The organism is Pedobacter ginsengisoli (genome assembly GCF_030244015.1).
Taxonomy (GTDB): Bacteria; Bacteroidota; Bacteroidia; order Sphingobacteriales; family Sphingobacteriaceae; genus Pedobacter; species Pedobacter ginsengisoli.
Genome location: NZ_JASSYX010000001.1, coordinates 773,175 through 787,401, shown reverse-complemented (window position 1 = coordinate 787,401; position 14,227 = coordinate 773,175). Strand labels below are relative to the sequence as shown.

The window sequence follows — 14,227 nt, the reverse complement described above, 5'->3', positions numbered from 1 at the left end:
GTTATCTGATTAGTGTTAAAGAGCCGGTTAAAATTTTCCTTCCATTATTTGGATTGATAATATAGTAATAAGTTCCGACAGGTAAAGCCTGATCTTTATAATTTCCGTCAAATGGTTTGTAGAAACCCTTGCTGTAATATACCCGCTGTCCATACCTGTTAAAGATCTCTACGGTAGAATTGAGGTAGATCTCAATATTTTTCAATATCCAGGTATCGTTTATACCATCTCCATTTGGGCTGAAAGCATTGTGGGTATCAACTTCGGGTATCACATGCACATAAATTTCCCCGGTGATGACGCAGCCCTGCGATGAACTGATGGTCACGGTATACGTCCGCTCCTGGTCTGCGGTGACCACAGGATTTTGAACGTTGTCTTTGTCCAGGTTGACCGCAGGCTCCCATTTATAGCTGAGGCCATTTCCGGTAGCCGAAAGATCCAGTTGTTTCTTTTCGCCGGCGTAGATAAAAACATCCCGCGTGTAGCTGGCCATCGGAATTGGATAAACCGTGATGGTCTGTGTTTTTACATCGCCGCATCCCCCGCCGGCATTTTCGGCGTCAAAGGTATAGGTTATGGTATGTGTGCCAACGCCCGCCTGTTGCGGATCGAATGTCCCATGCTCGTCAATTCCAGGACCGCTATATTTTCCGGTTCCCGGTAACCCGAGAACTTCTCTTGCCTGGTCCACAGTGAAAAGGCCGTTATTCAGACAAATAGGTTGGATGGGATCAAAAGTTAATTCAGGGCTTGGGTATATGGTAATTTCTTCAGGGAACTCCTCAAAACAGGTCATGCCCGAATAAACACGGATCAGAATGGTAAACTTTCTCGGCACAGGGGAGCTTGCGGGCGGGTATTCGAATTCATAGGTTTTTCCCTTCTCAGGATCTTCATCTGTGATAGAATCCTGAGGATTGTTTTTATAATCTTTAAACCATACCACCCGGACAGGTTTCCCTTTGTCAACAACAGATGAGTCAATGACTGTGACTTTATTTTTGCTGCAAAGATTGTCACGGTTTACGACGGTAAACAAGGGTGTGATTACAGCGCCGTTTACAACAAGATCCTTACTGACATTGGCAACACAGCCATCACCGGTTTCTACCCTCAGTTTAATGGTATATATGCCTGCTACACTGAAGCTGTGTGGTGGCGGGTTACGACTTCTCGAAGGGGCGCTCCCGTCCCCAAAATCCCATAGGTAAGTCAAATTCGAAGTACTGCTCCCATCGGCGTCTGTAGATGTGTTTATAAAGCGTACGTCCGTGTCATTGATACAGACTTCAGGCAGGATAAAACTGGCGAGAGGAAGGCCTTTAATCGTAACCCGGTAAGTTTTTGGTTTACTCATACATCCATCGGCAGTACCCACTGTGAGCGTGATGTCATAGTCATCAGGCGATGCGTAAGTGTGGCTGGCAATCTTTGACAGTACCGGCGGACTACCGTCACCAAAATCCCAGGACCAGAAATTAATAACCGAACCATTATTTTCCACTGTGGACAGGTCCTGAACAAAGACCTCCGAAGTAATGCATTCTACAGGATTGACCTTAAAGTCGGGCAATATTCTGGATTTTACAGTAATTGTATCCTCAATCACTCCGGACAGGCAACCATCTTCCAGTCCGGCAGAAAACCGCACAGTGAATGAACCGGCAGTCCTGTAGATATGTTTGGGATTCTGTTCGGTTGAAGTAGTTCCATCCCCAAAGTCCCAGAGCCATTTATCTATTGGCTTATCGGGAATGTTCGAAACACTGTTGTCTAAAAACATCACTTCTTCCTCAAAACAAGCTTCAGCAGGCACCGTAAAGGCCGGGGTCGGTATCGGATAGGAATTAAAATCGAATGCATATTCTATCAGCCGGCCAATGCAGTTATTTGCATTGGGCATGGTAGCCGTTACAGTCATCGTATGTGATGATACGTCAGGAAATATTTTGTTTAAGTCATAAACATATTCATAAAGCAGGTCACCGTTGGGTGCATTAAAGATTCTTGGGGGATCTGTGACCTCGACAGCCGGTTCATTGTCGAGTTGCCACGTTATTTTATTGTTCTGGGCCGGGAAAGGAAATACGATTTTAAAATCAGATTCCTGATCTATACAGGCATTTGGTGAATCATGGCCTGTCACGGAATTGCTCACCAAAAGATAATTGTTGGCTGCCAGGTTCGTTCCCGCAGAATAGGCATAAGATTCATAATCACCAAAACCATAGGCAATAGCATTAAACCCTTCATTGGCTGTCAGTGTTGAACTCGTATCAATGACCCTCACCTGGGCGTATGAAATTTCAGGATTGGCGGGCATTGTCTTCCAGGAGCCCTCAGGAAGAACCTCTCCGTCTATTTTAAAAGTATGGGCGGCCGCAGTTTTTATGCTTACGTTGATGTATCTCTCCCTGATGTTCTCTTTGGTGGATGAAAATAATGTGACGGTTTTGATGTTAAACTCAATGGGGTTAAGCATCACCATTTCCGGATCTCCCCGCTTAGCATCTGATATCCCTGAACAATCCTGTGTCAGGGAGTACTCGGCTACGCTGATTTTTTTATTGGCGGTGACAAGCAGCGGCTCCCTGAGGAAAATCGGACTGATATAAGGAACTCCCCTATTGAGGACAATAACCTGACCGCCAAAAGTCACAGTGGTATTGTCCTCCTCTGCCAGTACCCTGAAGTGATAAAAACGATCTATGAAAGGAATTATGCAATAACTTTTGCCCCAACTGGCAACAGGATAGAGCTGCTGATAAAGCGGATCTCTGGAGTTACCACAATCAGATAAACCAATAGTCACAGATGTACTTCCCGAAAACACAGCAAAGCGCTTCGTACAATTATCTGGCGAAGACCGGTCTATTTCAACGAATGTACCGGTGAGGTCCTGAGCGCCATCCGGCATATATTGGTATACATCACCTGCATTTGCCAGATTTATCCGCCTATCAGCTCCGTTTCGCGGATGGATGATGACATCAGTGTTGGGTTCGGTCGCAACAATCAGGAGAAAATTCCGGTTAACGCCTGGCCCCTCCTGGCTTTGGCTATAGTTCATAGAATAGTATTCCTGCCCGAGGGATTCCTGTGGTAAAATAAGGGAGGCAGCTGACCTGGCCCCGGCATAGATGTGTGCATACACTGCTACTTTCGGGAACCCTTCTTTCACTTTTATGTGGATGCCCCTGTTAATCAGTTTATTATTTGTCTCATTAGAATCTATGTAAGCATCTGCTCTTGGAACATCGAAAGGAAAGGGGGTGTTTGGGGAGATTGGACTGTCGGCCGCGCCAACCAGCTTTCCATTGCAGGTCACTGTAACGTATGACTGAGTCTTACATGTCACATAAATTCTAATGTTTGCAAAATGAGTTTCATTACGATCTATAGACGGGTCATGAGTAGGAAATACAGCCCAAAAGTCTGTGCCTTCATTTGAAATATTTTGCGATTTCGCATTATAAATCAATGGGAAATAAATTAGCAGAAAAAAAACTAACCCCCACCTTTTCATAGCAACAAAAAAATTACCCCATAACTAAGATAAGAGATTTTGTCTCAATAAAAATTCTAATTGTTTATTTGCCAGTAATAGCTGTTCGGTAAGTTCCCGGTTTTCTTTTCGAAGCGCATAAATCTCATAAGCCTTCTCAATGTTTATACGCAGGTCTTCGTCCATCCAGGGTTTTTGGATATACTTGTATACCTGCCCCTTATTGATGGCATCTATTACCGCATTGATATCGGCATAACCTGTTAAGAGAATTCGGATGGGATCGGGAAAATCAGGGATAATGGACTCTAAAAATTCTATTCCGGTCATTACAGGCATGCGCTGGTCTGTGATGATCACCTCTACTTTCTCCTTTTCGAGTATCTTTCTTCCTTCTGCAGCGGACTCCGCAGTAAACACATTAAACAATCTTCTAAACCCTGCTTTAAAAGAGTTCAGGTTATGAACTTCGTCGTCTATGTATAATACGTTTATAACGGCATCTGAAGGCATTTTATAGAATATTTTTATAAATATATTACTTTTATATATCTTAGAAAACTATTTCTTATTTATATTTATTTCTGTCATCCCAACATCAAAATAATATATAGAAACATTCAGGCCTGCCCAACAGGTAAACACAGCGGGCGCCGTTAAAAGAAAAGTAAGTTTAATCTTCATTATAAATCGAAAAAAGTATAATTTAGTTGATATTTGGCGCTGGCTAAATCTACATTTATAGATTTAAAGGGATAATTCATATTACGACAAATGCATTCAGGTAAAGATTTAAAGAAATCGATTAAAGCGCTCATTTCTTCAACGGCAGCATCCAGAGATTTATGCAAACCTGAGTTTTACAGAATAAAGGATAAAGACGAAAGTGCGGCATTGGCTGCATTAATTTCGGAAAGACCACATCTGCAGGTCTTTGACACCATTCAAAACCAGCTTCAGGACCTAATTAAAGGACTAAATCCAACAACAATCTTAAGTCAGGCAGTACTGAACGAAAAAATAGAAGATCATTTAAATGGAACAGACTTACATGAGTATGGAGTTTGGGTATATTATCCCTGGCTGGACAAGCTTGTACATATTTTAGATGAGAAAGAATACATCCTGGTTCGCACGAACAGGAACAAGCATAAGATAACACAGGAAGAACAGGACCTATTGTCGAAAAAGAAGATCGGGGTAATCGGATTATCTGTTGGTCAGTCAGTGTCGCTTACGCTTGCCATCGAACGTGGCTGTGGAGAACTCCGCATAGCAGATTATGACGTGCTGGACCTGACAAACCTCAACAGGATCCGGTCGGGTGCCCAAAATGTAGAACTGAAAAAGACTGTAATCGTGGCCAGAGAGATTGCGGAGATTGACCCCTTTTTAAAGGTAACTTGCTTTGATGAAGGCATCACCCACTCCAATATTGACGATTTTTTAACAGGAAGCGGGAAGCTGGATTTGCTTATTGATGAATGTGACGGGATTGATATCAAAATTTTATGCAGGGTAAAAGCCAAAGAATACCATATTCCGGTATTGATGGAAGCAAGCGACCGCGGCACGATCGATATTGAACGTTTTGATCTGGAACATGACCGTCCGATTCTCCATGGGTATATACAACATCTGGATATTTCTAAAGTGAAAGATCTTAAAACAAGTGAGGAGAAACTTCCTTATATGGTTCCAATTACCGGGCTGGAAACACTTTCTCCAAGAATGAAGGCATCAGCGATCGAAATCATGCAGACGATCACTACCTGGCCGCAACTTGCCAGTGCTGTTACATTTGGCGGTGGTATTACAGCAGATCTTTCAAGAAAAATACTCCTGGACCTCCTGCATGTATCGGGACGTTTTTTTATCGACATTGATGAGTTGATCGCTGATCCTGAAGAAAAAGAAAGACCTGTAAAAACAACCACTAAACCTATCACAGTATCTGAAATGGAGCAGATGGCCAAAAAAATAAAGGCGCCGGAACTTGCGATCCATATGGAAGAATCTATACTAGAATTGCTGATCAGTGCGGCTAATCTTGCACCTTCCGGAGGAAACAGCCAGCCCTGGAAATGGTATTACAGCGAAAGGCTGTTGCATTTGTTTTTTGACAAGTCTGCTTCTGACGCTTTTCTTGACTATAACAACACCTCGTCTTACATCTCTCTGGGAGCAGCAATTGAAAATCTGCTGCTGACCGCTCAAACAAACGGACTGGAAATTGACTGGGCCTATGCAACTTTGGGCTTTCCTGTGCACATTGCGTCCTTTTCATTTAAAAGGGCCGGAAACGATACCATTTCAGTACTGGAGGCAGAGCTGGCAGCGCAAATTAAAAACAGGCACACCAACAGAAAAAAAAGCTTAAGAACAAGTATGTCTGAACAGGAGACTGACTACCTCTCGTCTGTAATCATGGACATTAAAGGAGCGGATGTTCAATGGCTCTTTGAAGAAACACTGCAGGCCAGGATTGGAGAAGTTGTCGCTGAAACAGATCTGATCCGCTTTTTTAACGATGAGGCGCATGATGACTTTGTGCATAAAGAAATGAGGTGGTCTGATGAAGAAGTTATGCAAAAAAGAGACGGTATTGGTGTACATACCTTAGATCTGGGCATGAACGACCTGATAGGCCTGCGGCTGTTAAAGGATGCGCGCGCCACCAATTTTCTTAAAAAAATTGACGGCGGAAAAGTGTTCAAAAAAGTTTCAGCAAATCAACTCAGAACAGCTTCTGCCGTAGGCCTTGTAACCATGCCCGGAGCTTTGGAAACCGATTTTTTGGAAGGTGGCCGCGCCATAGAACGATTATGGCTGGCCGCGGGCAAACTTGGTTACCAACTGCACCCTTTATGTGTGCCGCTCTCCTTCTTTTACAGAAACATACATGGCGGAGGTGCCGGATTAGAAACCTCAGAGATGATGAAACTGGACGAATTGAGAAAAACATTTACTTCAATTTTCAATACAGGCAACCAAAATGCTGAGATATTTTTGTTCAGACTTTTTAAGGCTTCTGATTCAGAATTAAGAAGTATTCGCAAACCGGTCAAAGACACATTCAGCGTTGGAAAATAGCATACCTAAAATAGACAAATTATACTTCAGGGCAATCCGAGCTATTGATGACAGGCAGGCCTGTATCAGGTTTATCGAGGGACATACTAAAGTCCTGGAAATTTACGGTATTACGCAGATCACATCGGCAAAGATCGACTGGATACTTAATCCCAATGTTTACATGATTGTGGTAACAGCTGAAAATAGTGATAAAATTTTAGCAGGCGGCAGAATTCAGATCGCAGGCGGATCATTTCCATTACCTATCGAGGATGCCATTGGCTACATAGATGACAGGATTTATCCAATGATCACTGCAGACAAGGAGCTGGTGACCGGTGAGTGTTGCGGACTTTGGAATTCATGGGAGATCGCTGGCCTTGGCATAGGAAGTATTTTTTTGGGCCGAACTTGTGTTGCCATAACTCAGCAGCTGCAAATGAAGTCCCTATATGCGCTTTGTGCGCCGGCCACTTATAGAAATTGTATCAAGACCGGTTTCAGGGTTATTGATACCATTGGTAATAAGGGTAAATTCTATTATCCAAAAGAGGACTTGACCGCAACGGCCTTGATTATTGACGACGTAAATACCCTTGACAATACATTTCCGGAAGAGAAAGCAGCAATCGAGGAACTTCGCAATAATCTGTTAATGACAAAGACCATTGAAACAAAACATGGACGAATTGAAATTCATTTTGACTTACGAATTAAAGGAATAACATTGTGATCAGAGCATTCTTCTTTAAAATATTAATACCTGTAGTGGTGTCAATGGTCAATATAGCCGCCATACGCGCCGAGTACAAGAATACTCTGGCTGACCAGCCTCCCAGGGATGTTGGTCAGATTTCCCAGATTCTTAAGTCCGGTCAAAAAAGCCAGCAAATCGGGCAAGCCATCAGGTCAGATCAATTTTACAGGAGTAAGGATAAAGTGATCAATCTTGGCATTTCAAAAGACATTTACTGGATCAAATTTAAAATCCCGCCACTTGTGTCAGATCACAGCTTTATTATGATAGAGCAGTCCAGACTGGCCTACCCTGAATGTTATATCTTATCAAAAGACAGTGTTGTTTCAAAACTCGCTACTTACGCCATTAAAGACCTCAGAGGCCGCAAATGGCCAGGCACCGGATACATTGCAGAATTGCCGGCGGGTACCAAATACAACTCTTATGAAGTATATCTGAAATTAAAAAGCGAGGAACTGCTGGTAACTACGATTAAAGTTGGCTCAAAAGACTCCTTCAATTCCGGGTTAACTACACAGGAGCTCATTTTCGGACTGTACTCCGGGGTAATGTTTGTAATGCTGATCTACAATTTTTTCCTGTTTCTTTCCGTTCGGGATAAAAGCTATATCTATTATGTCTGTTATATTCTTTCCATCTGGTTAACCCAGATATCGATATCAGGTTTTGCTTCAAAATACCTTTGGTCGTCAAATGAATGGCTCAATAACAATGCGGTAAGTGTATTTTCGAACCTCACCGGCATAATGGCATTTATTTTCATAAAAGTATTTTTAAATATTCCTCATAAAAGAAAGCCATTAAGTACATTCCTATATTTTAACATCTTTACCTTTTCTGTAAGTCTGTTACTTACTCTTTTCGGATTCAGACAAGTTGGATTTATCCTGATGCAGCTTTCTACTTTTATCGGCTCATTATTTGCGCTTTATATTGCAACTATTGTATATAAAAGTGGCTTTGCTCCTGCCAAATATTTTCTGACCGCCTGGAGTTTACTGCTTGTAGGTGCGTGTTTGTTTATTATGAAAGATTATAACATTATTCCATACAATAATTTTAGCATTTACATCCTTCAAATTGCATCCGCCACGGAAGTAACCTTACTGTCCTTTGCACTTGCAGATAAGATTAACATTTTTAAAAAAGAAAAAGAAATTTCCCAGGCTGAAGCCCTGAGGGTACTGACGGAAAATGAAAAACTCGTCCGTGAACAGAACACGGTATTGGAAATCAAGGTCAAAGAACGGACCGAGGCACTTGAAAACGCTAACCTGACTCTGAACACCGCACTTGTTGATTTAAAGGAAGCCCAATCCCAACTGGTTAATTCTGAAAAAATGGCAGGACTGGGCCAACTTACAGCTGGAATCGCCCATGAGATCAATAATCCGATCAACTTTGTAACTTCAAACATTAAACCTCTTGAACTGGACATCAATGATCTTGATGCGGTAATTAATCTTTATGAAGATCTCGATTTCAGCAAAAATATCGAACCCCAGGTAGCGGAGATCAACGCCTTTAAAAAGCAGATTGACCTGCCTTTTGTAAGAGATGAGATAAAATCCCTGCTTGCGGGTATCGGCGAAGGTGCAAAAAGAACTGCTGAAATCATCAGAAGTCTTAAGAATTTTAGCCGGCTGGATGAAAATGATACCAAGCCGGTCGATATCGCAGAAGGCCTGGACAGCTCACTTGTACTTATCAAAAGTACGTTTCCCTCCAACCTAAAGATCATTAAGGATTATAAACCAATTCCTGAGGTTGAATGTATGCCCGGGAAAATAAACCAGGTATTTATGAACCTGCTCACAAATGCAATACACGCAATTAAGGCTAAGGAAATTCAAAATGAAGAAGAGTTCATCCTCCTGAAAATCTGGCAGGAAGACAATTTTGCGAAAATAAGCATAAGAGACTCCGGGACCGGGATGCCGGAAGCTGTGAAACAAAAGATATTTGAGCCTTTTTTTACGACAAAAGATGTCGGGGAAGGAACTGGTTTGGGCTTATCAATTGCCTTCAGAATTATAGAAAGTCACAACGGCAGTATAGATGTAATCACAAATTTAGGTGAAGGTACAGAATTTATTATTAACTTGCCTATAAACACTAAATAGCAGATTTATATGCCAACGATCCGCGTTCTGTATATTGATGATGAAGAAAACAATTTAAATGCATTTAAGGCTGGTTTCAGAAGACAATATGAAATCTATACAGCTATTTCTGCTTCCGAAGGATTAAAAATCTTACAAAACGTTGCTTTGCATGTAATCATCGCTGATCAAAAAATGCCCCAGACTACGGGAGTGGAATTTTTTAAAAGCATTGCAAAAACCCATCCTGATCCGGTTAGGATCCTGCTTACCGGATATACAGATATAGAAGCGCTTGCAGATGCGATCAACCATGGCGACATTTACAGATACATTACCAAGCCCTGGAATGACCTTGAACTGCACAATTCTATAAAAAACGCTTATGATGCTTACAAAGCAAAGATAGATCTGCGGGAAAAAATCACAGAACTCGAAAAGACAAATGATGAACTGAACAGATTCATTTACAGCATTTCACATGAATTAAGAGCTCCCCTTGTATCTGCAATGGGCGTGATAAATGTCGTAAAGATGGAGGGACTGTATGATTCATGCGGAGAATACTGGAGTCTCATAGAAACCTGCGCAAACAAATTGGATTACTATATCCAGAAAACACTTCAGTATTATAAAAACAACAAAATTGCTTCAGAAAATACACCTGTTAATTTTGAAAAACTGATTCCTGAACTGATCAATCTCTATTCCTATACAGACAAGGACACGCATTTTCATGTAGACATTAAACAGGACAGGGAGTTCTATGGTGATGCATTTAGAATTGAAGTAATATTAGGCAACCTGATATCAAACGCCATAAAATATCAGAAGGAAGACGAAAAGGATAAAAAGGTCAATATTATCATCGAGGTTAAAAATCATGCAGCAGAAATCATTATCAGCGACAATGGGATGGGTATTTTAAATGAACATCTTGAAAAGATCTTTACACAGTTCTTTAAGATTAAAACAAATCATGGAACCGGTCTCGGATTGTTCATTGTTAAAGAGGCGCTGAATAAAATTAACGGTAAGATAGCAGTAAGCTCTGATCTTTCTGAGGGTACCGCCTTTAAAATTACAATTCCAGATGGAAAATAAACACAGAAAAGTAATGCTGATAGATGACAATGAGGTCGATCTGAAGATCAACTCAAAAATCATCAACTTATCAAAACTATTTGATGAGATCATCACCTGCCTGTCTGGTGATGAAGCGCTGGCATATTTAAACAAACATGCTGATGATGAGCAAAACCTCCCTGATTTTATCCTGCTGGATATACAAATGCCCGAAATGGATGGCTTTGATTTTATGGAGGTCTTTAAAAAGTTTCCGGAAAAACTTAAAAACAAGTGTTTGATTGCCATGCTTTCCTCTACTCTTGATTTTGGTGACATTAAAAAAGCAGAGGCAAACCCTTACGTCATAAAACTATTGAAGAAACCCTTGTTTCCAAAAGAACTGGAAGAGGTTCTGAACAAATACCTTACAGCATAATTTTCTTGTCATTCAAAATGTAAGGGAATATCTTTTATGAACTTACGGGAAATTAAAAAGCCGTTTCTTTCTGTCAGAAACGGCTTTTATACCAGTGGGCCATGATGGGCTCGAACCATCGACCAAAAGATTATGAGTCTTCTACTCTAACCAACTGAGCTAATGGCCCTGTAAAATCTTTTAGATTTTGCGAGTGCAATGTTACATATTTGTATTCAATTATGGAAACGGTTTTAACACAAAAAATAAAAAACATCATTTTCGATTACGGCAATGTCATCTTCGAAATAGACTTTAAAAAGGCACAAAATGCTCTTTTACAACTCGGTATTGCAAATATCCAGGAGTTTTTCGCACATAAAAGCCACAACAATCTTTTTAATGACTTTGAAACTGCGGCCATCTCTCCGGCCGAGTTCAGAAGCGGTATACGCAGGGCAGCCGAAAATGAAAACTTATCAGACCAGGAAATCGATGCGGCCTGGAACAGCTTATTGATCGGAATACCTCCGGGTGTGCATGATGTGCTGCTCAGAGTAAAGGAAAAATATCGTACTTTTTTATTAAGCAATACCAATGAAACACATTACAACTATATATTGGATTACCTGAAAAGGGAGTTCAGTATGAGTGACAACAGTGATCTGTTTGAAAGGGCTTATTATTCACAGCAGATGTTTTTACGCAAACCTGATGTGGCAATATTTGAGCAGGTAATCAGGGAGAATAAACTTGATCCTGCTGAGACTTTATTTATAGACGATAGTCCGCAGCATATTGAAGGTGCGAAACTGGCTGGTTTAAATACACTGCTGATGACCAGACACCCCAGGGAACTGGAACAAGTTTTAATTGAAAATAACCTCTTATAATCTTCTAGTGCCCCATCAGATGATGAATAGTTTTTAACTATAATGCTATAGAAAAAAGCAGTTTGATAGTCGTTGTTATCTATTGTATATTTAGATAATAAGCAGCTGTTTATAACAAAAACTCATTAAAAATGGAAGACAATTCTAACGACATCAGCAAATGCCCATTTCATAATGGCAGCATGAAACACAATATTGGAGGCGGTGGAACCAGAAATCGTGACTGGTGGCCCAATCAATTAAAATTAAACATCTTACGCCAGCACTCTTCGTTGTCAAACCCTATGAATGACGGCTTCAGCTATGCTGAAGCTTTTAAAAGCCTGGACCTGGAAAGCTTGAAAAAAGACCTTCATGCATTGATGACCGACTCACAAGATTGGTGGCCTGCAGACTTCGGACACTATGGCCCCTTGTTTATTCGTATGGCATGGCACAGTGCAGGCACTTATCGTGTAGGTGACGGCCGTGGTGGTGCGGGTGCAGGACAGCAGCGTTTTGCTCCATTGAACAGCTGGCCTGATAACGTGAGCCTTGATAAAGCCCGCAGGCTGCTTTGGCCTATTAAACAAAAATATGGCGTCAAAATTTCATGGGCAGACCTGCTGATCCTTACTGGCAACGTAGCATTGGAATCGATGGGTTTTAAAACATTTGGCTTTGCCGGTGGGCGTCCGGACGTTTGGGAGCCGGATGAGGATGTGTATTGGGGCTCGGAAAGTAAATGGCTCGGTGGTGACCTGCGTTATGCTCATGGTTCTGAAGGGGTAGCTAAACATTCGGTTTTGGTATCAGACGATGATGCAGACGGCCATATTCATTCCCGCAAGCTCGAAAAACCGCTTGCAGCAGTACAAATGGGATTGATCTACGTGAATCCGGAAGGCCCTGACGGCAACCCCGATCCTGTCGCCTCTGCCAGGGATATTCGTGATACTTTTGGTCGTATGGCCATGAACGACGAAGAAACGGTTGCCCTGATTGCGGGCGGCCATAGTTTCGGTAAGACACATGGTGCCGCACCATCCAGCTATGTGGGCAATGAGCCGGAAGCCGCTGACCTGGAGATGCAAGGTCTGGGCTGGCGCAACGGATACGGATCAGGAAAGGGTGCTGATACCATCACAAGTGGTCTGGAAGTAACCTGGACGAAAACACCGACCCAATGGAGTAATAATTTTTTCGAAAACTTATTTGGTTTTGAATGGCAGCTCAGTAAAAGTCCGGGAGGCGCGAACCAGTGGGTCGCTAAAGACGCGGGAAATATTATTCCACATGCTTTTGATCAGTCAAAAAAACAGCTGCCAACGATGCTGACTACGGATCTCGCTTTGAGATTTGATCCTGTATACGAAAAAATATCCAGGCACTTTCTGGAAAACCCGGAAGAATTTACCGATGCCTTCGCCCGTGCATGGTTTAAATTGACACATCGTGACATGGGTCCCCGTGCGCGTTACCTGGGACCGGATGTGCCGGCAGAAGAACTGCTTTGGCAGGATCCTATTCCTGCAGTGGACCATAAACTGATAGATGAAAATGACAGTGCTGTTTTAAAATCAAAAGTATTGGGGTCAGGACTGAGCGTATCTGAACTGGTGTCTACAGCATGGGCTTCAGCTTCTACTTTCCGTGGATCGGACAAACGCGGTGGTGCAAATGGCGCCCGTATACGACTGGCTCCTCAAAAATACTGGCAGGTCAACAATCCGTCGCAGTTACAAAGGGTGCTCGATAAATTAGAAAGTATCCAAAAAGAATTTAATGGCGCGCAGTCAGACGGCAAAAAGGTTTCTTTGGCAGATTTGATTGTACTGGCCGGTTGTGCAGGTATTGAAAAGGCAGCGAAGGATGCGGGACATCTGATCACAGTTCCTTTTGCACCTGGTCGTATGGATGCTTCACAGGAACAAACTGATGTCGAATCTGTTGGTTACCTGGAACCCATTGCCGATGGCTTCCGTAATTACCGCAAATCAAAAATTCCTGTATCTACGGAAGAGCTGCTGATCGATAAAGCTCAATTGCTCACCCTTACAGCGCCGGAGTTGACAGTTTTAGTGGGCGGAATGCGCGTATTGGACACAAATTTTGATGGTTCTAAACATGGTGTTTTCACCTCAAACACGGGGAAGCTTACCAACGATTTCTTTGTAAACCTGCTCGACATGAGCACTGCATGGAAAGCAGTATCTCAGGACAGGGAACTATATGAAGGCAGTGATCGCGCCACTGGTGAAATAAAATGGACAGCCACCCGTGCGGATCTGGTGTTTGGATCCAACTCAGAACTGAGAGCTATTGCTGAAGTGTACGGAAGCGCAGATGCCCAGGATAAATTTGTGAAAGACTTTGTATCGGCCTGGAACAAAGTAATGAACCTTGACCGGTTTGATCTGGATTGAT

9 protein-coding genes and 1 tRNA gene are annotated in these 14,227 nt (G+C 42.2%); 7 read left to right on the top strand and 3 right to left on the bottom strand.

What is annotated here, in order from left to right:
* Window position 1: 1 nt before the first annotated feature.
* Window positions 2-3,361, bottom strand: a complete 3,360-nt coding sequence (locus QEP08_RS03465; RefSeq protein ID WP_285055796.1) for a PKD domain-containing protein — start codon at window positions 3,359-3,361, stop codon at window positions 2-4.
* A gap of 192 nt (window positions 3,362-3,553) precedes the next feature.
* Window positions 3,554-4,021 carry a response regulator gene (locus QEP08_RS03460; RefSeq protein WP_285055793.1) on the bottom strand — a complete coding sequence of 156 codons (468 nt, stop codon included), beginning with the start codon at window positions 4,019-4,021 and terminating at the stop codon, window positions 3,554-3,556.
* 261 nt (window positions 4,022-4,282) lie between these two features.
* Between QEP08_RS03460 and QEP08_RS03455 the strand changes: the two genes are divergently transcribed.
* Genes QEP08_RS03455 through QEP08_RS03435 form a run of 5 tightly spaced genes read left to right on the top strand, consistent with a single transcriptional unit; the run spans window position 4,283 to window position 10,949 of the window.
* Window positions 4,283-6,601 (top strand): Rv1355c family protein, encoded by a 2,319-nt coding sequence (locus QEP08_RS03455; protein WP_285055791.1) that lies wholly within the window; start codon window positions 4,283-4,285, stop codon window positions 6,599-6,601.
* The gene (locus QEP08_RS03450; protein WP_285055789.1) at window positions 6,591-7,316 is read left to right on the top strand and encodes a hypothetical protein; all 726 of its coding nucleotides are present in this window, start codon (window positions 6,591-6,593) and stop codon (window positions 7,314-7,316) included. The genes QEP08_RS03455 and QEP08_RS03450 overlap by 11 nt, the downstream gene beginning before the upstream one ends.
* Window positions 7,313-9,466, top strand: a complete 2,154-nt coding sequence (locus tag QEP08_RS03445) for a sensor histidine kinase (protein ID WP_285055787.1) — start codon at window positions 7,313-7,315, stop codon at window positions 9,464-9,466. The genes QEP08_RS03450 and QEP08_RS03445 overlap by 4 nt, the downstream gene beginning before the upstream one ends.
* 9 nt (window positions 9,467-9,475) lie before the next feature.
* Window positions 9,476-10,549, top strand: coding sequence for a hybrid sensor histidine kinase/response regulator (locus QEP08_RS03440; protein WP_285055785.1), 1,074 nt, complete (start codon window positions 9,476-9,478; stop codon window positions 10,547-10,549).
* A complete protein-coding gene (locus QEP08_RS03435) occupies window positions 10,539-10,949 on the top strand; it encodes a response regulator (RefSeq protein WP_285055782.1) in 411 nt (136 codons plus the stop codon). Before QEP08_RS03440 ends, QEP08_RS03435 begins: the two co-directional genes overlap by 11 nt.
* A gap of 95 nt (window positions 10,950-11,044) precedes the next feature.
* On the opposite strand, the gene QEP08_RS03430 is transcribed toward QEP08_RS03435, so the two are convergent.
* A tRNA-Ile gene (locus QEP08_RS03430) sits at window positions 11,045-11,118 on the bottom strand.
* A gap of 52 nt (window positions 11,119-11,170) precedes the next feature.
* Between QEP08_RS03430 and QEP08_RS03425 the strand changes: the two genes are divergently transcribed.
* The gene (locus QEP08_RS03425; RefSeq protein ID WP_285055780.1) at window positions 11,171-11,821 is read left to right on the top strand and encodes an HAD family hydrolase; all 651 of its coding nucleotides are present in this window, start codon (window positions 11,171-11,173) and stop codon (window positions 11,819-11,821) included.
* A 131-nt stretch (window positions 11,822-11,952) separates the two neighbouring features.
* Window positions 11,953-14,226, top strand: a complete 2,274-nt coding sequence (gene katG, locus QEP08_RS03420) for a catalase/peroxidase HPI (RefSeq protein WP_285055778.1) — start codon at window positions 11,953-11,955, stop codon at window positions 14,224-14,226.
* The last annotated feature ends 1 nt before the right edge of the window (window position 14,227 follow it).

What these genes read in the sequence shown, in the direction of transcription:
- katG (WP_285055778.1), top strand. Translation starts at nt 11,953, where the DNA reads ATGGAAGACAATTCTAACGACATCAGCAAATGCCCATTTCATAATGGC.
- QEP08_RS03435 (WP_285055782.1), top strand. Translation starts at nt 10,539, where the DNA reads ATGGAAAATAAACACAGAAAAGTAATGCTGATAGATGACAATGAGGTC.
- QEP08_RS03425 (WP_285055780.1), top strand. Translation starts at nt 11,171, where the DNA reads ATGGAAACGGTTTTAACACAAAAAATAAAAAACATCATTTTCGATTAC.
- QEP08_RS03460 (WP_285055793.1), bottom strand. Translation starts at nt 4,021, where the DNA reads ATGCCTTCAGATGCCGTTATAAACGTATTATACATAGACGACGAAGTT.
- QEP08_RS03455 (WP_285055791.1), top strand. Translation starts at nt 4,283, where the DNA reads ATGCATTCAGGTAAAGATTTAAAGAAATCGATTAAAGCGCTCATTTCT.
- QEP08_RS03440 (WP_285055785.1), top strand. Translation starts at nt 9,476, where the DNA reads ATGCCAACGATCCGCGTTCTGTATATTGATGATGAAGAAAACAATTTA.